20 protein-coding genes and 1 pseudogene are annotated in these 23728 nt (G+C 28.9%); 3 read left to right on the top strand and 18 right to left on the bottom strand.

All coding sequences use genetic code 11. From position 1 onward, the window contains the following. Positions 1 to 12: 12 nt before the first annotated feature. From B3603_RS19920 to B3603_RS19885, 8 genes are all read right to left on the bottom strand, one after another. Positions 13 to 4911 carry a S8 family serine peptidase gene (locus B3603_RS19920; RefSeq protein WP_291568211.1) on the bottom strand — a complete coding sequence of 1633 codons (4899 nt, stop codon included), beginning with the start codon at positions 4909 to 4911 and terminating at the stop codon, positions 13 to 15. A gap of 292 nt (positions 4912 to 5203) precedes the next feature. Continuing rightward, a complete protein-coding gene (locus tag B3603_RS19915; RefSeq protein WP_291568210.1) occupies positions 5204 to 5524 on the bottom strand; it encodes a rhodanese-like domain-containing protein in 321 nt (106 codons plus the stop codon). A 76-nt stretch (positions 5525 to 5600) separates the two neighbouring features. Further along, complete coding sequence (locus B3603_RS19910) at positions 5601 to 5765, bottom strand: hypothetical protein (protein ID WP_291568208.1); 165 nt, start codon at positions 5763 to 5765, stop codon at positions 5601 to 5603. A gap of 175 nt (positions 5766 to 5940) precedes the next feature. Further along, on the bottom strand, positions 5941 to 6945 hold the full coding sequence (murD, locus tag B3603_RS19905; protein WP_291568279.1) for a UDP-N-acetylmuramoyl-L-alanine--D-glutamate ligase: 1005 nt from the start codon (positions 6943 to 6945) through the stop codon (positions 5941 to 5943). 15 nt (positions 6946 to 6960) lie between these two features. Beyond that, the gene (locus tag B3603_RS19900) at positions 6961 to 7278 is read right to left on the bottom strand and encodes a hypothetical protein (protein ID WP_291568206.1); all 318 of its coding nucleotides are present in this window, start codon (positions 7276 to 7278) and stop codon (positions 6961 to 6963) included. After that, positions 7275 to 7493 (bottom strand): hypothetical protein, encoded by a 219-nt coding sequence (locus B3603_RS19895; RefSeq protein ID WP_291568204.1) that lies wholly within the window; start codon positions 7491 to 7493, stop codon positions 7275 to 7277. Before B3603_RS19895 ends, B3603_RS19900 begins: the two co-directional genes overlap by 4 nt. Positions 7494 to 7840: 347 nt before the next feature. Next, entirely contained in the window at positions 7841 to 8245 is a 405-nt protein-coding gene (locus B3603_RS19890) for a hypothetical protein (RefSeq protein ID WP_291568202.1), read from the bottom strand. 4 nt (positions 8246 to 8249) lie between these two features. Beyond that, positions 8250 to 8447 carry a helix-turn-helix transcriptional regulator gene (locus tag B3603_RS19885; protein ID WP_291568200.1) on the bottom strand — a complete coding sequence of 66 codons (198 nt, stop codon included), beginning with the start codon at positions 8445 to 8447 and terminating at the stop codon, positions 8250 to 8252. Between the two features lie 321 nt (positions 8448 to 8768). Here B3603_RS19885 and brnQ point away from each other — a divergent pair, with 321 nt between their 5' ends. Then, complete coding sequence (gene brnQ / locus B3603_RS19880) at positions 8769 to 10040, top strand: branched-chain amino acid transport system II carrier protein (RefSeq protein ID WP_291568199.1); 1272 nt, start codon at positions 8769 to 8771, stop codon at positions 10038 to 10040. A 760-nt stretch (positions 10041 to 10800) separates the two neighbouring features. After that, positions 10801 to 13994, top strand: a pseudogene (locus B3603_RS23170) (putative mucin/carbohydrate-binding domain-containing protein). Between the two features lie 429 nt (positions 13995 to 14423). On the opposite strand, the gene B3603_RS19860 reads toward B3603_RS23170, so the two are convergent. The 5 genes from B3603_RS19860 to B3603_RS19840 all read right to left on the bottom strand — a co-directional run bounded on the left by B3603_RS19860 (position 14424) and on the right by B3603_RS19840 (position 19164). After that, on the bottom strand, positions 14424 to 14948 hold the full coding sequence (locus tag B3603_RS19860; RefSeq protein WP_291568277.1) for a nitroreductase family protein: 525 nt from the start codon (positions 14946 to 14948) through the stop codon (positions 14424 to 14426). Positions 14949 to 14990: 42 nt separating this feature from the next. Beyond that, positions 14991 to 15569: a type 1 glutamine amidotransferase family protein gene (locus B3603_RS19855; protein WP_291568192.1), complete on the bottom strand. Its 579-nt coding sequence runs from the start codon at positions 15567 to 15569 to the stop codon at positions 14991 to 14993. A 49-nt stretch (positions 15570 to 15618) separates the two neighbouring features. Beyond that, on the bottom strand, positions 15619 to 16563 hold the full coding sequence (locus B3603_RS19850) for a helix-turn-helix transcriptional regulator (RefSeq protein WP_291568191.1): 945 nt from the start codon (positions 16561 to 16563) through the stop codon (positions 15619 to 15621). A gap of 360 nt (positions 16564 to 16923) precedes the next feature. Then, positions 16924 to 17952 (bottom strand): epoxyqueuosine reductase, encoded by a 1029-nt coding sequence (locus B3603_RS19845; protein ID WP_291568189.1) that lies wholly within the window; start codon positions 17950 to 17952, stop codon positions 16924 to 16926. A 33-nt stretch (positions 17953 to 17985) separates the two neighbouring features. Further along, positions 17986 to 19164: an acetyl-CoA C-acetyltransferase gene (locus B3603_RS19840; protein WP_291568187.1), complete on the bottom strand. Its 1179-nt coding sequence runs from the start codon at positions 19162 to 19164 to the stop codon at positions 17986 to 17988. 238 nt (positions 19165 to 19402) lie between these two features. Between B3603_RS19840 and B3603_RS19835 the strand changes: the two genes are divergently transcribed. Beyond that, positions 19403 to 20293 carry a LysR family transcriptional regulator gene (locus tag B3603_RS19835; RefSeq protein WP_291568185.1) on the top strand — a complete coding sequence of 297 codons (891 nt, stop codon included), beginning with the start codon at positions 19403 to 19405 and terminating at the stop codon, positions 20291 to 20293. 154 nt (positions 20294 to 20447) lie between these two features. Here B3603_RS19835 and B3603_RS19830 read toward each other — a convergent pair whose 3' ends face one another. The 5 genes from B3603_RS19830 to B3603_RS19810 all read right to left on the bottom strand — a co-directional run. Continuing rightward, complete coding sequence (locus B3603_RS19830; RefSeq protein WP_291568183.1) at positions 20448 to 20615, bottom strand: hypothetical protein; 168 nt, start codon at positions 20613 to 20615, stop codon at positions 20448 to 20450. 45 nt (positions 20616 to 20660) lie between these two features. Continuing rightward, a complete protein-coding gene (locus B3603_RS19825; RefSeq protein ID WP_291568166.1) occupies positions 20661 to 21653 on the bottom strand; it encodes an effector binding domain-containing protein in 993 nt (330 codons plus the stop codon). 118 nt (positions 21654 to 21771) lie between these two features. Then, the gene (locus B3603_RS19820) at positions 21772 to 22611 is read right to left on the bottom strand and encodes a DUF4261 domain-containing protein (protein ID WP_291568164.1); all 840 of its coding nucleotides are present in this window, start codon (positions 22609 to 22611) and stop codon (positions 21772 to 21774) included. A gap of 176 nt (positions 22612 to 22787) precedes the next feature. Then, positions 22788 to 23054, bottom strand: coding sequence for a hypothetical protein (locus B3603_RS19815; protein WP_291568162.1), 267 nt, complete (start codon positions 23052 to 23054; stop codon positions 22788 to 22790). A 35-nt stretch (positions 23055 to 23089) separates the two neighbouring features. After that, a partial coding sequence (locus tag B3603_RS19810; RefSeq protein ID WP_291568160.1) for a restriction endonuclease occupies positions 23090 to 23728 on the bottom strand: 639 nt, incomplete at its 5' end.

Raw genomic sequence — 23728 nt, 5'->3', positions numbered from 1 at the left:
TTTTAATTAATCTTATTCTGCAATTTCTATGGAATCTGTTTTATCTTTTACATTCTCTTCTACTTTATCTTCTGTTTTCTCTTCTATTTTATCTTCCACATTTTCTTCTATAGGATTCTTTCCATTATCTTCTTTATTATTTTTGCTTTTATCTATGGAAAATCTTATAGTTATAGTTTCCTTATTACCTGCATTATCTACTGCAACTACTTTTAATCTGTAATTTCCATTGTCAGTTATAGGTGTTCCCATTTCATAGCTTCTGAGATTTAAAGTTAAAGTTATTTTGCACTCTTCAGAAGTAGTTATATTAGGAATTACATCTTTATTGTAAACTCCTTTATCTTCTACGCCTGCAATTTTTATTGTAGGAGGAGTTTTATCTATAATGAAATTATACTCATCAGTAAAGACATTTCCTAATCCATCTGTGGTCTTTATTCTTAATGTGTGTTCTCCTTCTTCTGATATAGTTGTTCCACTCTTATATGGGTTTCCGTCTAATGTAAGTTCTAGATCTACTCCTGAACCTACTGTTATTCTAGGAGAAACATTTGAACTATAATATTTTTTATCCTTATCTATGCCATAGACCTTAGGCTCTGTTCCCGCTTTCTTTATTTTGAATTTCACAGTAGTACTACTTGTATTGCCTGCTTCGTCAGTAGCGGTAACTTTTAATTCATAACTTCCATCAGTGCCTCCAATAGGAGTTCCTAGTTCATAAGGATTTCTATTTAGTGTAGCTGTTATTATAGCACCTTCCTCGGCTTCTATTATTGGAACTATGTCTATATTGTACACCTTGTTATTTTCAATATTTTTTATATTTACCACTGGAGCTGTTCTATCTATCTTAAATTTAATTACTTCTTCTGTATAAGTTCCATCAGGTGCAGTAGCTGTAACTTTAAGTTCATAATCCCCCTCTTTATAAATTAGAGTACCCATAGTATATGGTTTTTCATTTAAAGTGGCTTTAACTTTTACTTTCCTATCAACTGTAGCCTTTGGTCTAATCGATCTATAGGCTTTTCCACTTTCTATGCCTGTTACAGTTAAATTAGGGCCTTGACTTTTCTTAACAGTTAAAGTTTTTGTAACTGCATGTCCCATCATATCTTCAACTTTAAGTTGTATTTTATCCCCTTCTTTAACTTCTATTCTTTCATTAAAGTCATATCTTGATTTGTCTACTCCATATTCTCCTTCTACTGTTACTTTTTTAATAACTTTATTATTTATATAGAAAGTATATCCAAATCCACTATCTCCAACCCATCCCTGTAGATCTACATAATTTTTATCTTTACCAATTAATATTTCTCCATTTTCACTTACTGTAGGAGATGTTAAATTCATAACTGGATCCTCTGTATCTAAGAAAATTTTAATAGCATAATCTGCCAAAGCTTGCTCAGTTGATGTTATTTTCACTGAAGCTATAGTTCCATCAAGATTTTCCGCATAAACTCTTAAGTTGTTAGTACCTTCTCTTAGTTTAGCTTTATTTACTGTATACTTAAAAGTTAAATTTTCTTTTATAGTTACATCTTCTCCATTTATTTGTAACTTATTTAGTGGTTTACTTACCCTTCCCTTAATCTCATATAATCCATTACTATCAAAAACAGTTTCATTCCATTCCACTGCTTTTGGGTCTATATTATCAAAAGTCACTATAGAATTTTCTACAACACCATGCTTAACAGTAAATGGAGTTATTGCAACATTAAGTCCCTTATCTACAGTTACTATAGAAATATCATTAACTTCATTTTCAACTAAATTTAAATTAACACTATATTTATTTCCATCAAAAACTATATCTTTATTTGGTATTTTCTTTTTGTTAAGAGTCACATCATATGAGGAAACACCAGAATAATCTTTAACTTCCCACTCTAGTTTATATTCTTTTTTATCAGTTGCTTTACTAGATAGTACTTTAACCTCTGGAATTTCTGTATCAACTATTACAGGAATATCATATTTTTGTGGTTTAGAATTTGGTAAATCCACATAGAAATTGTATCTTAAAGAATACTCTCCATCCTTAGGTACAACCTTGCTTCCTTTAGAAACATCATAATAAGTTCCATCCCAAGCTAGGTCTGGATATAAATAAGCACCCTTTCCTCTTCCATCAGGGCTACTATATACTTGTTTCCTCATATTATCTTGATATCCAACTTCACCTAGGATTTTTCCATCTTTATCAATTAATTCTGTTCTTGCAGTTTTTATATTTCTTAACTTGTATAATACAGGAACAACAGTGTCAAAATTACCGTCTCCATTAGGTGAAATTACCGCATCAATTAATTTTCCATTATCCTCTTCTCCTAAATATACATAACTTCCTTGAACCTGAGATGCTATACCTGAATTTAGGCTAAGCATAGCTGGAAAACTTGTTGGATTCTCCCATCTCCAATCACTTATTACTCTTTCTTTAGACCAATCTCCATAGAATCCCATAAAAGGTACATATAAGTTTGGATTTTCTTTTTCATCTTTAGAAGTAATTTTTACAAAGCCTTCAATAAAGCTCTCTGAACTTACATCTTTTAATGATAATGTAACTGTAACTTTTCTTGAACTATTTGCTTTTATAGTAATTTCCTTATCACTAAAGCTTAAGTTAGCTTTATCTTGTGGCAATACATCATCATATGGAGTTATTTGTGCAACATTATTTTGAACATTATTTGTTAATACTCCGCCTTCAACTCCTAATATATAAGTTGCATCATTATTTCCATAATTTTTAACATCTAACTCAAAGGATACTTTATCTGACTTAATTTCCTTTAATGCTACAGATGCTTCTCCGTTATGAGTTATATTAATCCTATTTCTTACAGCCTCATTTAATTGAAGCATACCTGCTCCTTGTCTTCTTGGAGAGAAAGGTCTAGCCTCCATTCCTGCCTGTGGAGTTTCATACTGAGGTTTTGCTGTATTCATAACAGATATCTTTGCAAATTCTACGCTATCTTTACCATTAATAGTTGGTAAATCTTTCTTTAATGCTTCTCTTATAATTGACATTGCTCCAGATATATGTGGTGCTGACATAGATGTTCCTGACATATTTCCATAAGCATTATTATTAAGAGTTGAATATATACTTCCACCTGGTGCTGATATTTGCGGCTTAAATGATAAATCCGGTGCACATCCCCAAGAAGTACTTAACGCAAAATCATTTGCTCCCTCATTAGGTAAAAACATAGCTCCTGCACCTACTTTTATTGTATAAGGATTGTCATTAGCTATGCTTGTTGCTACAGTTTTACCTAGAGTATTTCCTACAAATATGGCAGGTATTTTAACTGCTGGATCTTCAGCCATATTAATTAAGCTATCTTCGCCACTTTCATTGTTATACATTATTATAGCCTTAGCTCCTGCTTTTTGAGCATTGGTTATCTTTTCAGCAAAGGATATATTTCCTCTTTTTATAAGAGCAACTTTTCCTCCAACATCTATTCCAGTAAAATCATTAACTTCGCCAAGATTGCAATTTACTATATCTTTTAGCATAAAGCCATTATCCATTTTAATTGTGTGTTCTGCATATGGGAATCTTACCACTTGTCCATCTTCATTTTTTATAGGATTTCCATCTTTATCACATAACCCTACAGATGGAAGAGTCATAAGTGAATTATTATAGTTCGCCACCATAAATGCATCTTTAGCTAATGCTGGTGCCCCTGCTGTACTAATATCTTTTACATTAGGGTCATTATATGGTGCTGTTTGATAGGAAGAGTTTCCAGCAGAAACTACAACTACAACCCCTGCCTCTGAAGCTTTTTTTATAGCCTTTTGTTCTGCATCATTGACATCTACAAAACCTGCTGCAGATCCTAGACTCATGTTTATAACATCAGCTCCTATTAATACTGAATCCTCTATCGCTGCAACAACATCATCTGTATAGGCACTTGGACGTGGTCCATTAGAAAATACTTTCATTCCTAACAGTTGTGCTTCGGGAGCTACTCCTTGTATCCCTTCCATCTTTTTCATATCTTCATCACTGGCATTAGCTGCTACAATTCCAGCAACATGCATACCATGCATTGAAGCATCATATTGGATATCTATAATTTGTTCATTATCGTCTGAATAATTAAATCCAAATGGGACTTTATCAGTATAATATCCTTTCACAGCTGTTTTATCTAACCAACTTTGTCCTGCTTCTAATGCACCTGATTTTACTAATTCTCTAACTTTTGATTCATTCAATTTATTTTTTGATGGATCTTGAGGTGCCCTCATATCTTTATGAGTATGATCTACACCTGAATCTATTATGGAAACTACTGTTCCTTCTCCTTTATATCCATAATTACTCCATTCAGTATAAACTTGAGTCATATCTTTAGCATTAGTCATGTCTAAGTAATAAACATTGGCTTCCTTAACGCTAACTACACCAGATATTTTCTTTAATGGATTCATCTCTTTTCTCTTTATATCCATACTAAATCCATTTATTAGTGTTCCATAACTATGCCTTATTTTAGCACCTTGTAAGTTACTAGCTTTCGCTTGTATACTTTTAATATCATTTTTTATTTTGCTGACATCTTGAAGATTTATCTTCCCTCCATTAGCAGACATGTCCACCGCAGATTTTCCTTCTACTTCAACTATAACTCTTACTACTTCTTCTTGATCTTGCTCTTTTAAATCCACTTTTTCAAATTTCATATCTTTTATTATGCTATTTATATTATCTTTTTCATTTAAAGCCTTTTCATTCATTGAGATATTCTTGTCACTATTTATATTGGGCTCAATCCTTGCATAAGCTTTAACCCCGCTTGCAGACGAAAAAATAACCATAGCTGATGTAACAATACTTAACGTTCTAATTTTTTTACTTACCATAAGACCCCTCCTCAAAATAGAATAAATGTAAATATAATACTTTCATTCTATTTTATGAATTGGTTTATTTCAACTAAAAAATTTGATATTATTTGACTTTAAGTAAAAATTTACAAATAGTTAAAAGTAAATTAAAAATAAATTTAATATATATCAAAAAAATTATTGTAAATTTAATATTTACATTAAATTAAGTTGATATATAAAATCCAATCTTAAATAAAATATACCCTTTTAGTAGATACTGGTTTTTAATTTTGTATCTACTAAAAGGGTATAATAAATTTATATTTTATTTGTTCACTATTGGTCCTTCGTAATCTAATATTCCGCCTCTTAAATTATAAAGCTTGCTGAACCCTTCTTCTTCCATTAAGCTGCAAGCCACACTGCTTTTAGATCCAGCCTTACAATAAACAAGAATTGGCCTATCTTTATAATCTTCTAATTCATAAATTTCTCCCTCTAATTCGTCTACAGGAATATTTATGGCATTAGAAATTCTACTTTCCTTAAATTCATTAGCACTTCTAACATCTAAAATTAATAGTTCATCATTTTTTTCTATTAGTTTTTCTGCTTGTTCATTATTAATATATTTTATGTTGCTCATATTTCATTACCTCACTTAGTTTATAATAAGTTATTATATGTAATTGGTTTCTTAACTATTTATTTTTACAATATAATTATTTTTTGAAAATAAGTATTAGAATCATCATGATAATAAAATCTAAAATTCCAACAAAGGATAGTACCAGACTAACAACCTTTGAAGTATCATTTTTTATCCTATATAGCGAAAAGCTTGTTAAAAAGATTATTATTAGAGATATAACTAAAAATGATGTCATACACTTGCCTCCATTTCTATATTTTATATTATAACTCTTAATAAAATAATACTCTAACCTTTTAACTTACCTATATTAAACTTTTTACTTACTTCAAATAAATTAAAATTATTTATCTATATATGAATATGATTCCATATAAACATAAACTTAATACAAATAAAATTTTACGACTCTATAATTTATTTACGTACTCTTTAAACATATTCCCACGAGCCTCAAAATTTTTAAATTGATCCCAAGCAGCACATGCAGGACTCAAAAGAACAACATATCCTTCATCTGATGAACTATAAGCTATCTCTGTTGCATCTTCTAAGGTATTAACGACTTTACAAGGAATACCACACTCCATAGAGAAATTATTTATCCTCATCTTTGCTTCACCATAGGCTACAATTAGTTTTACGTTTATTAAATAATCCTTGAGTTCAGCAAAGCTATGTCCTCTATCTAAGCCGCCCAATAATAATATTGTTGGTTTTACAAATGATGCTAAAGCCATTTGGGTTGACTTTATATTGGTAGCTTTAGAGTCATTGTAAAAATCTATATTGTTTATGGTTTTAACATATTCCATTCGATGCTCTACTCCGCCAAAAGCTTTTAAAACACTAAGGATAACACTATTATCTACGCCTAATTCTTTAACAACCGCAATAGCTGCCATAGCGTTTTCGTAATTATGCCTTCCTTTGATTTTTACTTCATCCAAAGCTATTATTTTATCATTATTATAGCAAATATAACCATCAATTATTGAACAACCTAATTTATTTACAGAACTATATGAAAAATATCTTTTATTAGATTCTATATTATTTGTTAAGCCAATCACTTCTTTATCATCTAAATTAAGAATTGCTATATCACTTTTAGTGTGATGATTGAAAATCCTTTTTTTCATGTTTTTATAAATCTCATATGAACCGTGAAAATCAAGGTGGGCTTCTGATAAATTAGTTAAAACCGATATATTTGTTTTAAAATCTAGCACATTACATAGCTGATGATCTGACACTTCCATGAGAGCAATGTCTTTATTCTTTAATTTAGACACAAAAGAACACGCTGGATATCCTATATTACCCATTAAAAACACGCTCTTTGATGCCTTTTTTAAGAATTCATAAATCAATATTGTTGTAGTTGTTTTACCATTAGTTCCTGTAACGCCAATAATTGTAATGTCTTTTTAAAAATAGTGAAAAGCTAATTCCATTTCATTGATAACAGGTACATTAAATTTATGTGCTTTTTCTATATATTTATGTGAATTTGAAATACCTGGATTCTTAACTATCATTTCAAAAGTACTGTCAAATAAATCCTCAGGATGACTTCCTAGAACAATTTTAACACCCAATGATTGTAACTCATTTATTTTCTTTATGTTTTGATCAGTTTTAGCATCATTAACAATAACGTCATAGTCTTTACTAGCCAGTAACTTTGCTGCCTCATAGCCAATTCTAGCCGCACCTAGAACAAAGACTTTCCTATTATCACTCATTTTATTAACTCCTTTTCCATAACTCCTGTGTTCAATATATTAACAATTATAGCATATACTTCATATTGATTATGATACGATATTTTTACTACTGCAACATTAATTAAATCAGTAATTTCAACACTTACAGAAAGAAATTCACTAAAAGTGGATTTCTTAAAATAAAATTTATTTTTAAAGAACTCCAAAAGCTTTAGTAATGGAGTTTTAATCATAATTCTTCATATCTAATTCTTAATTTGCATTCATAAAAAAGTTTAAATCGTGTATAAGTCAAATTTCTATTGTGGAATTTCATGCAATTTACCATAGCAGGTATAATATAGGTTGCTTTAAGTTAATAAACATTTTTCTAATTTGTGAATTTTTTTAATTTTTTGAAAACAGAAACACCTGCATTAGCAGGTATTTTTATTCAACTTATATCATATAAAACTTTCTGTAGAAATTTTGTGGTATGGTAGCTAGTATATCTTGCATAAGACAATGTGTTAGGTTTTATTCATACTTTTCTATGTGTCTATTCTTACAGCTCAAAATATTTTCTAAATAGCATATATTATTAATTTTCATTTGCAATTTTTGTACCAATAATAAACCAAGCTATCATCTTACCAATTAAAAGAAATGCCAAAACCATAGTTGTAGTTCTATACCCTAAAACTCCTGTTATGAAACACCCAAAACTTTCAATATAAACGAAAACGCTATATACCTTACTATTAGTTTTTTCTCTTATAAACACAGTTCTTTCTTCATTCTTAACAAGCTCTATCTCTTCACATTTTTCTGGGGTTTTCATAAATTTTAAACTTTGAAAAATTCCCAACAACCCTACTAGCGTGAATGCAACTCCGCCGCCAAATAAAGATGAATTATTATAGATAACTAAAGCTAAAAATAGAAATATAGCACCTAAGATAAAAGCTCCAATGTTGAAATATAGATTTTTTTTCATATAATTCATAACATTAATCCTCCTCAAATATAAATACTTTTTCAATTGTTGTATCAAATATAACTGCTATCTTATGAGCTAAAAAAATAGATGGATTATATTTACCATTCTCCAAAGAAACTATAGTTTGCCTACTTACAGAACAAAGTTTAGCAAGCTCCTCCTGTATCATTCCTCGCTCTTTTCTTAGTTCTTTAATAATATTTTTCAATATATATGCCTCCTTTAAAGTAAAGTTAACTTTACATTTTTAATTATAACTTACCCTTAAGGCAAATATTATATGCATAGTAAGTAAAGCTAGCTTTACTTTTTTTATTGTATAGCATTTTATAATTAAAGTCAAGCTAACTTTACTTTTAATTTTACTTCTTTTAAGAAAAATACATAAATCTAATTCAACAATTAACTATTTGGGTATTATTTATTAACAATATGTTAACATTGTATTAACAACTAAAAATGATGGTTGCTTGATAAAAATAGCAATTAATATTATAATGTTTAAAACAAATTTAAGGAGGAAACCATTGTGAAGAAAAATACGAAAGATGTAATTATAGTAGGTTTTGCTTTATTTGCCATGTTTTTTGGTGCTGGTAATTTAATATTCCCCCCATTTTTAGGTAATATGGTGGGCGACCAATATATTTTAGGAGTTATTGGATTTGTATGTACTGGGGTTGGCCTACCACTTCTTGCTATAATCTCTACGACAAAAGGTGATGGTACCTTTGAATCAATGGCATCTAAAATAGGTCCAAAATTTGCTTTAATTTTTACCACAATATTATTTATATCAATAGGTCCCATGCTTGCAATCCCAAGAACCGCTGCAACCACTCATGAATTAACTATAAGCCCTTTACTACCTAGTATTACTCCTTTTGTTTCAATGATAATATATTTTGGAATAAATTTAATATTTGTACTAAAAAGTTCTTCTATAATTGACACTATAGGTAAATATCTTACTCCTGCATTAATAGTTATATTAACATTTTTAATCGTAAAAGGAATACTTTTTCCTATCGGAGATATTATTCATACTGATGCAACCTCTGTATTATCGCTTTCTTTTATAGAAGGTTATCAAACTATGGATGCATTAGCTGGATTATTATTTGCCTCAATTATTACAAATGCACTTAGAGAAAAAAACTATTCAGAAAAAGAAATTCTTCCTATGACACTTAAATCAGGCGGTGTTGCTATAATTGGCCTAGCATTCATTTATGGTGGCTTAATGTTTTTAGGTGCTCAAACAAGTGGATTTGAAATTCCTAATTTATCTAAGACAAGCTTATTATTATTAATCTCTAAATCTGTAGTAGGTAATCTTGGTTCTACTACGATAGGTATTGCTATTGGACTTGCTTGTTTAACAACTTCCATTGGATTATTAGCTGCTGGTTCTTCATTCTTCGAAAAAATATCAAATGGAAAACTTCCTTATAAAATAAATGCAATTGTAATTTCGATAATAAGTATTGTAATTGGGTCTCTTGGTGTTGATAACATTGTTGAGATATCTGGTCCTATTTTAAGTGTACTATATCCAGTAACAATAACTTTAATATTTACTACACTAGCTGATAAATTCATAAAAAATATAAAAGCAGTACGAATTGGTGTTTACACTTCATTAGTATTTGGTATACTTGGAATAATACCTTTTATTAATCTAGATTTTATACCTCTTGGTGAATCAGGCTTTGCTTGGCTTGTTCCAACTGTAATTTCTATATTAATAGGATATATTGTATTTCCTACATCAAAGCAAAAAATAAGCGATTTATACTAAAAATAAGAATGTTGCTCTTAACTAAAAATTAGTAAAGAGTAACATTTTTTTATTTCTATTATATCAATTTTTTATAAATAACAAGTATTTATTTACCCCAAAAGTTGTTATTTTATGAAACTCACATGACTAAAGTGATATGCTACGAAGATTACTCTTAGATTTTCCCACATCATCCCCCTCGCAACCTACTATATCTATGAGCGTTAATTCGAATACTTCCTACCTACTTTATTACATTTATATAATCATAAACTTATATTTAAGTCTTTTAATCCTTGAATTAATATATTTTTACTAGCATTTATATCTCTATTATGATGCATTCTACAGATTGGACAAGTCTATTATCTACTAAAATTTAGGTCTTATATCAAAATAAATATACAGTATATGATTTATAACAAAGAGTATCTTACTAATAAAATAGGATACTCTTTTTTGCTTAAATAAGTCTATTTATTACATTATAATAACCATTTATACCAATTTAATGAAAAATAAATATTTTTATAATAAACTTTAATTAGAAATTACTATAAACATTTTTCACGACTTATTTACATATTTTAATTAATTATTACAAAATAGTATATTTTATGTAGATATATATTATATGTATATTAAGCTTTTAATTAAATTTTAATATAAAATTTATGTCTGTTAATAAATATTAAAAAATTTATTCTAGATTTATTGCTTTATTTTAAAACTCATTTGATTTAACAGACTTAATCTATAATAAAAGGGGGAAAAACTAATGAAAACTTTTATGAAATTTTTAATGTTTCAAGTATTATTCATTTGTGCTATATTTGGAACTTCAACAAATGTTTATGCTGATGAAGTAAAACAAAAAGAACTTTATACCTTAGAAGATCCTACTTGGTTTAGAAAAACTGGTTTTTCTAAAGGACTTAGTCATGATAAACAAGATTTAGGTATAATTTTACCTGCAAATGTACAGTTAACAATTAGACAGGTAAATCCTAATTTTAAAGGAAATTTAACTGTAAGATTATTAAATGATAATAATCAACATGAGGCATCTAAACCATTTAGCCAAACATCAATTACTATATCAACTCCATATAGCTCCGTTCCATTTGTAGATACAGTTTATAGTGATAGTGAAAAACCTAAAATTGAATATAGAGTAACTGGCAGTATGCAGACTTTGCCTATTTATAAAAGAGGGCAAAATGAGCAATCATTTTTCAGCGAGTGGGACAAAGCATCAGCTCCCTTTGCTTTAGTAATAGATGATTATTTTCAATTATTAGTTCCACAAAAAGATAAAACTTACATGAAAAATATGAAAGATTTCTCTTCTATTGATAAGTTAATTCTTTATTATCGTGAAATATTTGAGTATTACAATAAGTTAGCTGGAATTAGTTTTAATACAAATGTTCAAACTAATAAAAATGTTCCTAATAAATATTTTATAAAAGCTGACAAGAGTGGTCCTGGTGGTGGCTATTATGGTGGAAATCATACTGCAGAGACTTCAGATTCAGTAGCTAGCTTTTGGCTGTCCAAAGGTTGGGGAGCCTTACATGAAATTGGCCATGGTTACCAAGACGATTTCACTAGAGGGGAAGTTTGGAATAATATATATGCTCATAGTCTTCAGAGAAAAGATCCAGACGTAAATATTTTTACAAATGGATGGTTATATGATTATGGTAGAAAAGATACTGTTGACTATAATGTAAATAAACTTTGGCATCAAGATAAAACAGCTTTTAATACCTGGGGATTAAGAGAACAACTATATGGATATATACTTATGAAGGATAAAGCTGGAGATGATAGTTTTACTCATTTTAATCAAGAATATCGTAAATTAGCGAATACTTCTGATTTTAATACATCTAACTATAAACAGTTTGATTTAATCAGTAAAGCTTATGGTGAAATAAGTAAACTAGATTTTACATCAGTTATAGAATCCTTTGGAGGAGATATGACCCTTTGGCAAAAGGAAGAAAACAGATATAAAGGTTATAAACCTGTTGCACCATTAAATGAGGTTGTTCCTACTAGCCAAGTTTCTCAAATACAACAATCACTTAAACTTGAAACTCCTTTATCTTTAATAACCACAGATGATTTAGATACCCTGGCTTAAAAGGAAATGTAACCTTAAATTTTAAAATTGATGATTTTAATCAAATTAAAAATCAAACTCTTTATATAATGAATGGGGATAAAGAAGTTAAAAAAGTTGTTATTACAAATCCAACCCTTTCTTTAGGTCAGCTGCCAATAGGTATTTATACTATTTATAATACAAATAGTTCAGATAAATCATATACACTTGATAATCATTATTTAAAGGTTAAAGAATCTAATAATAATGTAACTTTAAATTATAAATTACGAACAAAAAATACTTTAGTAAATCAAGAAATAGACTTTTTAGGAATATCTGATAATTTATTTGCTACAGCTACTGTGGACTTAGAAAACCAAAAGTTAAATGTGAAAGTTCTTAATAAGACACCACATGATTATTTTCCAAATGAGCAGTATGGTAAAATTGAGATCTTAGATCAAAATAATAATGTTACTTATACAAAATCAATTACTGGTACAAATGCAGTATTAGAAAATAGTAGTCAAACTTTAAAGGAAGGATATAAAATTAAATTACATCATCGTGAACCTTCTCGTTTAAAAATTAGAGACAATAAAACTTCTCTTACTAATAATTAGACTAATACACTAATTGTTACTAGCCAAGGACTAAAAAACGAAAGCTTAAACCAAAACCTAAATCAAGAATTGGCTGGAAGAATTGATAGTTTTGCAGCTAAAATTTATGCAGAACAACTGATGGCTGAAAGTGATTGCGCAGAGTCAAAAATAGAGCTAAAACTGGCAATAGATGCTTTAGCAGAACCTTTAAAAAGTGACATGTTAGCAAAATACAAAGATCTTTTACCGAATTCCACAATAAATAAAGAAAATCCAAATGAAGGCTCAATCTTTACATTTAATTTTAAAGGATATAGTGATAAGCAGTTTGCAAAACTTGACCTTGATCTTACGAATTTAACTAGTAAGCTTACTATCGAAAATATTGAAACTCATTATTACTTTAATGATAGCTATGCTTCAATTTTAATTCAAGACAGCTATGGCGAGACAGTTTTTTATAAAGATTTTATTGGTAATGAGGTAAATGATGCTGTAGTTAAAGATATTTCTTTAAAAGAGGGATATTATTTAACTGTTAAACACAGAGAATATTCTAATAGGCTTTTTATAACTAATAAAGATAAGAATTTAGAACTTAATAAAGCTGCTACTAATTCATATCAAATTACTAAAAATGAATTAAAACAAATTAGTGAAAATGATATACCAAAACCTAATAATAATCCTTACTTAGGTAAAAGCTTTAATATAACTTTGAAAGGCTTAGGAGATTGGGTTTTTGCAGAATTAAACTTAGATTTATTCTCTAAACAAGCTAAAATTAATATAGAAAAAGTTGAACCACATGTTTACTTTACAGACAATTATGCTTCAATTTTAATTAGGGATGCTGAAGGAAACACTGTTTACACCGAAGACTTCATTGGTAATAAAGCAAATGAATCACTAATTAAAAATATTGATATTAACCCTGGATACTATATTACAATAAAACACAGAGAACCAGATAATAGATTGTTAATTACAAATACATAAAATAAATTAGAATTAGAAAAAGATACTAGTATAACTTATAAGATTACTGATGCTGGACTTGAAGAGTCTTCTGAGGATGAAATTCCCCAATTGCCACTTGAAGATCAATGGAAACCTGATATAAGCTATAATGCCGGAGATAAAGTTAGTTATAAAGGAAAGATTTATAAAGCAAAATGGTGGACACGAGGCTTTGCTCCAGATACAAAAGTACAAAATTCATGGGATACACCTTGGGAATTAATAAGTTAGAATTAGTATATTAAATTAAATATATAAATTATTCAAGTGTACTGGGTTAGAGTATTTTTCTCTAACCCAATATTTTATTTAAATATATTTGTTTATATTTTTATCCTCTATTATCTTTTCAAATCTTTTAATATTGATACCATTTTTTGATATTGTGATAATTCATATTTATTTCTATAAAATCTTAACCCAATTCCTCACATAAATTTGCACACTCATTTAAAGAATGGCACTATATTAATGTTGGCATTCTATATGATATTTTATTCATTTCTTATAATCCCTCTACTTATAATAAAATTATCTAATAGCACTTATTTATGGTACGCTTCACCGACCCATAAGTAAAAAAGTTTATACTTTCCCATATACAATATAATTAATAATATTTCAACTTCAAGTTTTGATTATATTTTTATAACATAATTCTTAACCATTTTTATTAAATCCATTAAACCAAGCTCTTTCTTCAAACCTTTTCTTTTTTGCTGTAGTAAAAACTTCCGATGCAACACCAATAGGCAAGAAACAAACTAATTCAAATTCCTCTGGTACATTTAGTATCTTCGCCATCTGTCCTCCAATATTATCTGAATCAGTTATATGTCCTTCAATCCAACAACTTTGGTATCCTAATTCAACACATGCAAGCAACATATTTTCAATAGCTGCTGAATAGTCTTGAACATTATAACATTTATCCCTATATGCATATATTCTTTTTGTCAATACACAAATCATTGCAGGTGCAGTTTTACCTAGAGATGGAGTTATTACGCTATGTAGCTTATTTAAAATTTCTACATCATCAATACCAATTAAACTTGTTGTCTGTTTGTTACATCCAGAAGGTGCAGCCAACCCAGCTTCGATAATCTTCTTCAAATCATTTCTTGGAACCTTAGTATCCATATATTTCCCTCTGTAACTTACCCTTGATAATATTGCATTCATAGTATCCAAATAAATTCCCCCTTTTTACTTCTTAATTATATATTATAATTGATAATTACCCAGCTTATGAAACTTATACCACTCATTAATCTTATCTATAGGTTTAATTTTTAAACATAACATAATTTCTTTAGCAAATTCTAATGTAGCCGTTCCATTTGCAGTAATAATATTACCATCACTAACTGCTTGTCTCTCAATATAATGACTATCTCCTTTATAATGTGGAGCTTGAACTTTTAAAAACTCTAATGTATTGCTTGAATGTTTTCTCTTATCCAAATAACCATGTTCACCCATGAAAAAAGTTGCACCACAAATTGCAGCGACAGGAATATTATTCTCAACTGCATAATCAACTATAGGTTTAATATCATTATTCTTCTCATTCATCCATGCATTACCACCAATTAATATTAACATTGCAAATTCTTTCGGATAATCTTTTATAGAATAATCCGGAATAGTATGAAACCCTGCCATAGATATCTTAGGTTCTTTGTCAAAACTTAAAATTTTAACAACATAATCTGTTTCTGCTGCATTAAGTTCAGAACATATATAAGCACTCTCCCAATCAGCATAACCATCAAAAATAAATGTAAGTATTTCTTTTTTCATCATTCAACACATCCTTTCCTAGATTATTGTACGCTAAAAAAGATGACACCTATATGTCATCTTTATAAAACTCTCTCATATTTTTTATTTGTAATTTTACTTTTTCTTTCAATTGAGCTGGAGATATTACTTTAACTTTATCCATCAAACTAATAACTAACCCTGCAGTCCAGTCTAAATCACTTACTTGAAAGATTATATATCCCTTTTCTTCATACCCATCTCTTTTAAAAAATTTAGCATCGATTTTTTCTGTTAACAGAAATTCATTAACTCTATCATATTCTAATGTAACATTATATATAGTTTTTGATCCTTCAGTATTAAATAAAGCAGAACTAAAATCGTTTTTTAAATCAATTTTTTCAATTGGTTTACATTCAAAATTTTTATCTAAAATTGTATATGAAGCAATTCTGTTAATCTTAAATAAGCGAAATCCATTACTATCTTCACAAAAGCTATATAAATACCAATATGACTGCTTAAAAACAAGTTTATATGGATGAATAATCCTAATTTTTCTTGAACTTTTAGAAATATACTCAAGAGAAATACACTTATGATTTTTTATTGCTTCACGTAAATCACTAATTTTCTCCTGTGTAATGCTATCTTTAAACCATGATGATAAATCAATTAAATAATCACTTTCTGAAAAAATAGTGCTTGTTTCTTCTGGAATTACTTTTGCCATTAAATTTATTAAGTCATTATCCCTATTAATACTCATAAAACCAGAAAGCGCTGTAAAAATATTTTTTATATCGTTTTTAGATAAAACACTTTTTTTATATTTATATCCTTCTACAACTGATACTCCTCCCCCAATACCTGAATATGTAACTATAGGAATTCCTGATTTATTTAATGTATCTAAATCGCGGAAAACCGTACGCTTCGAAACTTCAAATCTTTCTGCAAGTTCTTGTACTGTAACCCTCTCTGTACTAACTAATATATTTAATATACCTAATAATCTATCAATTTTCATAGTAGCTCACTTTCCATTATTGCAATAGGTCCTTCTTCTCAATCTTACACTAACGCTAATACTTATGTAAAATTCTCTTTATTAAAAGATTAGATATAGTTGTTAACATCAGTAACTTTTTTCACTGAAAACAACCCTTTACTCAAAAAAATTATAAAATAAGCCAATGATACTTTTAATATCATTAGCTCAATTTAAATATTCTAAACACTTCTATTTATTTTGGTTCTCCACAGATACGCTTCACCGTATCAGTAGCAAGTGATATAGTTTTTATCTCATCCCTAAATAGAATTGTTTGTAAAAAATATTTCAAATCCATTTCTCAAATAATGCGCTGCTGATTCAAAAAAGCACTTATTATAGATTCAATTTTTTAATTGCCCATTGAGCCATTTCTCTTACCTTTGAATTGCTATCGTTACAAGCGTACAGTATGTATTCTCTATATTGCTCCTTGTAGTCATTTACCATTGCGTTAATAGCATTAACTTTCCATTTCCAAACATCAGCTTTTTCTATATACCAAAACTTAGACTGCATTACTTCTTCTAAAAAGGAATAATCCATTTTTAGAATTTTTTCTAAGGATATATGTTGACTTAATTCTTGCAAATTAGGAAACTCTTCTGTTTCCTTCCAACGGTTTTTATTCATAGGGCAAACATCTTGACAGACATCACATCCATAAACCCAATTTCCTATTTGTTCTCTGTATTTTTCGTTAGGCATATCCCTGCCCATAAATGTAGTTATACAAGATACACACGCCATAGGATTCATTGTATATGGCTTGGATAAAGAACTTGAAGGGCAAGCTTTTATGCATAGATTACACTCTTCAGTGCAAACTTTTACTTTTGGTACTTCTATAGCTTCAAGCTCTTTATCAATGAGCCATGCCTCTAAAGATAGCCATGAGCCATTTTCAGTGTAAAAAAAGTTATTCTTTCGAACTATTCCAAGTCCAGCTTTCAATGCCGCCCAGCGTAATGCTGTTAAACCAAACTTACGCTCATTTTCTGCTCTAAGCCCCAAATCTTGCATATATTTTTCAAATTTTAAGCTATCTTGAAAATCTTTAGAGTTCTCATCTTTTCTTATATCAACTAAATAATATTTTGCAATCATACCTTTTAAATGTTCTGGAATATGATATTTTCCATATCTTCTTACACATATGACAATTGATTTTGCCCAAGGATTAGTATCTTGTAAATGTGTAAAACGATAAAGATTTTGATAAAAACCTTTGGCTTCTGGAATGAGATTAATCCTTTCATTGAGTTTTTCCTCATATCCATCAATTTGGGAGATCTTAATAATTCCACACTTTTCATATCCCATTTTCAGTGCTGCACTTTTTATTTTCTCTGCTAATAAAGTCATTTTCCACACTTCTTTCTAAATTGATGATTATAATTAATCTCTTTCAACTATTAAGGCAGTTCCTTGGCCTCCACCAATGCATAGAGTAGCAAGTCCCTTTTTCGCATCCCTTTTTTCCATAGCATGTAGTAATGTTACCAAAATACGTGCACCAGATGCACCTATAGGATGTCCAAGTGCTATAGCTCCACCATTAACATTAACTTTACTCATATCTAAATTTAAATCTTTAGTTATGGCTATACTTTGAGATGCATAGGCTTCATTTGCTTCAATTAAATCTAAATCTTCACATTTTAAATTAATTTTATCTAAAGCAGCTTTTGTTGCATAAAATGCACCATATCCCATTATTGCTGGGTCTAATCCAGCTGATCCATAGGAACTAATTTTAGCAAGTGGTTTTATTCCTAGAGCTTTAGCTTTGTCTGCACTCATTATTACTAATGCTGCTGCTCCATCATTTAGTCCTGATGCATTTCCTGCTGTCACTGTACCATTTTCTTTAAAAATAGGCTTAAGCTTTTTTAATGCTTCTATAGTATTTTCAAACCTAGGGAACTCATCTTGGTCAAATATTATTTCACCTTTTTTTGTTTTAATTACTACAGGAACTATTTCATCTTTAAATTCTCCGTTCTTAATAGCTATTTCGGCTTTTTGTTGTGATAGAAGTGAAAACTCATCTTGTTCTTCTCTTGTTATATTCCATTTTTCTGCCACATTTTCTGCTGTTACTCCCATATGATAATCATTGAAAGCATCCCATAAACCATCTTTTATCATTTCATCCACTAGTTCACCATGTCCCATTCTTTGTCCCCATCTTGCATTATCAAGTAAAAATGGTGCACTAGACATGTTTTCCATACCACCTACTACAATAGCATCAGCATCACCAGCTTTTATAATTTGAGCTGCCAAACTTATAGATCTTAATCCTGATCCACAAACTTTATTAATTGTAAATGCAGGCATTTCTACAGATAATCCTGCTTTCACAGCAGCTTGCCTTGCTGGATTTTGGCCTAAACCTGCTTGAAGTACATTACCAAAAATAACTTCATTGATTTCATTAGGGTTTATATTTGCTCTTTTAACAGCCTCGTTTATTACTATTGCACCTAATTCAACTGCTGGTACATCTTTTAAAGTTTTACCATATGTTCCTATTGCAGTTCTTACTGCGCTTACTATTACTACATCTCTCATTTTTTTATTCCTCCTATAATCTAGTACATCCTTGCTATTTTTTTAGCAAATATTATTATGTAAATTCATTTATTTTTATTGATATAAGGTTATGCTCAAAACTTACTTAATCAATTTTATAGCGCCTATGAATTTATACTATCAAGGAACTATATATTTGTAAAATTGATATATTCGAATTGACAATTCGATTTTATCAATATATTATTAACTTAATATAAAGATTGAGGTGAAATAAATGGATATTAGACACTTTAAAACCTTTAAAAGTATTATTGAAGAAGGTAACTTTTCAAATGCTGCAATGAAATTGGGGTATACACAATCCACTGTTACCTCACAAATTCAGCAGTTAGAGCAGGAACTTTCAATCAAGTTATTCGAAAAAATTGGTCGCAATATGGTATTAACTCCATTTGGAAAAGAATTGATACCTTATGCAAATGAATTACTTAATACAGTGAAAAAAATTAAGAGTATTGGTAAATATGGCGAGAATATTACAGGAGAATTAAAAATTGCAGTTGCAGAATCATTGATGTCTTATAAATTACAAACTGTATTGAGCTTGTTCAAAGAAAAAGCTCCTAATGTAAAACTTTCTATAATTTCTCTCAATTGCTATGCTATAAAAAATATCTTATCGAATGGTGAAGTAGACCTTGGTTTAATGTATGATGTAGGAAGTCAAAATGATAATTTAACTACTGTTAAGCTTTCTGATTTCAATCTAGCTTTAATTTGTTCGCCATTATTCGAACAAGAAAATTTAGATTTTTGTAAGCCAAATCAAAAAATAAATACAAGCCTTATCATTAATGAAGTTGAATCCATTTATCGGAAAATACTTGAAAGTTATTTTTTTGATAAGAATATATTCTTAAATAACACAATTGAACTCGGGAGCATAGAAGCGATAAAAAAATGTGTTGCAAGTAATTTGGGAATTTCGTTCTTACCTCGATTTACAGTAGAAGAAGAACTTGAAAATAGTAAGTTAAAAGAACTTAACGTTGGCTGTTCTGATGCTAAAGTTACAGCAATATATGCTTATCATAAAAACAAGTGGGTTAGCCCTGCAATGTCGTTGTTTATTGAATTAGTAAGAGAAGACTTTAATATTAGTTAAAATAATCTTCTGCTTGTATTACAAAAATACACCAATCCTTATTTTCTTATGCATTTGTTCTCAAAGTAATATTTTCTTCTTATAGATTTGACACTTGGCTTTATAAAATAAAAAAGCTTAGCGTTTGACTAACACTAAGCTTTTTATTTATAATTTATTTTTTGATACAAGTTTCAATATATTTTAATCCTTCTATAGTTTTAGTTTTTAATACATATCTAGCTTTATTTTCTTTTACTACTCTTAATCTATTCATTATATCAATCCGACCTGTTCCTAATGTTAAATGACTTTTTTTACTTACTAGTATCATGAACGGCATATAGTTATTTTCTTTAAATAAAATCTCACTGTTTATATGCTTACTTTATTCTTTTTCTTTTAATTTTATTGGAAACAGTAAATCTAATTGATGTTCATCACTTTCTGGCCAATTAAGATGTGAATGATAAACATAATTTAGATGTTCCTCTAGTAATCCTCCCATAACTTCACCATTGTCATCAATAGTATTAGCTTCATATTTAGGATTATCAATATTAACCCAATTAGATAACCATCCCCACTCATGAAAATTTCCTAAGGTAATCATATGTGCTGCATATAATCCACCATTAAAATATTTCTTTTCAAGAGGTTTAGGCACATCCATATCCTCAGGAATTGTAACCCATAGTTCATATCCATAATTAGGTCTATCATTAGATGGGCATGGATGGTTAAAACCCAAAACACGAGCATCTGGTTTTATTTCATACAAATGACTTTCCTTTAAAAACTTTTCTAACTGTTTCCCAGCATTATCCTCTGGGTTCTCTCCAAAATAATGACTTGCAGCAACTGTACTTGGTGGTAAATGAATAATCCTGACATTTTCAAGGGCCTCTAAGTTTTTTGTTGCTTGGTTTAAATCTTCCATTGATTTTTCCTCCTTAAAATCGAAATTTGATAAGGATAGGGTATCAACTATATTAAGTATGGAATCATTACTTAATAAATTAAGATGTATTTGAATATCCTTCTTTTTTTCTAATTTCTCAATAAGGTTAATTAATATTGCTTTTATCGTTGATAGTGCATTTATTTTGCTGTTAAGCTCATATATATTCTTTTTAAATATTTCAATAGCTATAACAGCATCTTCATCTTCTAATATATTACTAATTTGTTTCAATGGAATTTGTAATTTTCTTAAAACAATTATTTGTTGTAGGCGTAAAATTGCTCCTTCATCATATGCTCTATAAGCATACCCCTCTTTTTTAGTACTTTTCAAAAGCCCTATTTGTTCATAATAACGAAGTGTTCTAGTAGACACTTTAAAACTCTTTGAAACTTCACTAATTGTTATAAGCTCCATACTCATACCCCCTCCTTAATATGAAGTATAAAGTACGTCACGACGTCAAAGTCAACATTATTTTCTATATTATTTTTATCAATTTAATGAATAATAAAATTTTAATAGCTACTCTTTTTTAATTTATTTCAGAACTTGCTATTTTCTCAATTACCAAAGTATCAATTTCTTCACCTTGAAGTGTATCTTGCAACTCATATACCTCTCTAAATTTCAAGTATACATCTTCTTCAATTTGCATTGTATCGCCTATATGTACCTCTGCCTTTGTATCATATATATAGTAAAATATGTCTTCAAAAGTATTATATACTTCTTGGCTATTTTCAAATGCACCATAAAAAGCAAGCTCAGGAATTCCATATATGTTATTTCCTTTTGTAGTAAACCAAATACCTTCATTGTATGGAATCTTAATAAAATTTCTCCATACCATCATGGATGGCATGCTTAACAAAGTTTTTACTTTTTCATCCTCTGATATATCTTTTATTAAGCTTGGTATTACTACATTCCAGCTATATCCATTAGCTAGTCCTAAAAATTCATACTCTAAAAATCCATATGCTAATTTAGAATATAAATTGAAAATATGATTTTTATCTCTACTTGTCCCCTCATAAAAAGCTATTACATGATACTTATGATTACGCATTGCTTCTAATTCTTCCCTCTTACCATAACCACAATTTATTGTATAACTACTTATTTCTTCTGGTAATGGACAATCTATTCCTACCAATCTAAACTTGTCATCACCTATAGTTACATAACTATAAAAGGCTTCATCTCCATCTAATCCTAATATAGGCTCTATCGAAACCTTATCATTATTAATTTTTTCTATTCTCTTGGCTACTTTTTCTTTATCTATAACAAATGATTTATTAAATAGTAAATATAAAGCAAATGTGCTCTCTTCATCTTTATCTTGTTTTTTATTAAAAGTTTTTAACATTGATATCCTCCTTAAGTTTATGTATTAAAATAAGTACATTATTAAGATTAAAATCTAGTTATTTTAATACAATTTGTATAGCTTATCTCATAAATTTCTATTGGTTACTTTTACATATACTCAATAATATAATAATATTAATACTTAACAATGATTCTATTATCATATATAATATCTTACCAATCATTTTTTCTGATTCTATCATCCATTAGTATTGCATATATATACGATGGAGCTTGTAGATTCTGTATTTTAGCAGTATTTTCTAAAGGTACAAATTCTAAAGCTTTTTCAATTTGTGACTTTGAAATTATTCTATTTGTTGTATTGGGTCTGATTGAAGAACTTCCTTTCAGTTCATATGTGAATATTCTTCCTCTGATTTGTATAAATTCTCTCCCTATATTTTCAACTATTCTACTCCATATTATTTCTACATTCATAGCTATAACTCCCCATCTATTAACTAATGTTATCTCTACTCTTCAATAAAATAATCAGTATCTATTTTCTTAACTTCATATATTGTCTCTGTAGAAACCCCTACATTAAACTCTATCATATATTGCGCTAACTGCATTCCATCTATTAAAACTATATTTTTTGTATTTATTGCTTTAGCATACTCCCTAGCTTGCTCTGAAAAAGTTGATGTTGTAATAAAAATCCCTTTACTTGCTCCTGGCGTATCTAACGCTCCTGAAAACTTTTGAATTTCTGGCCTTCCAACAATAGTATCTTTCCACCTTTTTGCTTGTATATATATGCTATCTAGCCCTAATCTATCTTCATTTATTATCCCATCGATTCCTTCATCACCTGTTTTTTTAGTGGCTCTTCCAGCTTCTTCTCTTGAACCACCATATCCCATCTTAATTAATAATTCTATTACTAGCTTCTCAAAGAACTCAAATGAACATGACTTTATTTTTTCAAGTATCTCATCAGCTAATGAAGTCTTTAAATTTTCAAATGCAGATGCCATCTCTTCAGACGGGGTTTTTTCATTCAATAGCATTTCATTATTTTCATTATTATTTTTACTTTTATTATGAGAATTAATAAATTCATTAAAGCTACTATATCTTAATAAGTCTTTTGATTTTAATTCTACTGG

It is taken from the genome of Clostridium sp. UBA2485 (assembly GCF_002341865.1).
Lineage (GTDB): Bacteria > Bacillota > Clostridia > Clostridiales > Clostridiaceae > Clostridium_J.
Note: the sequence above shows the minus strand (reverse complement) of the source record. Positions and strands in the feature narration are given on the sequence as shown.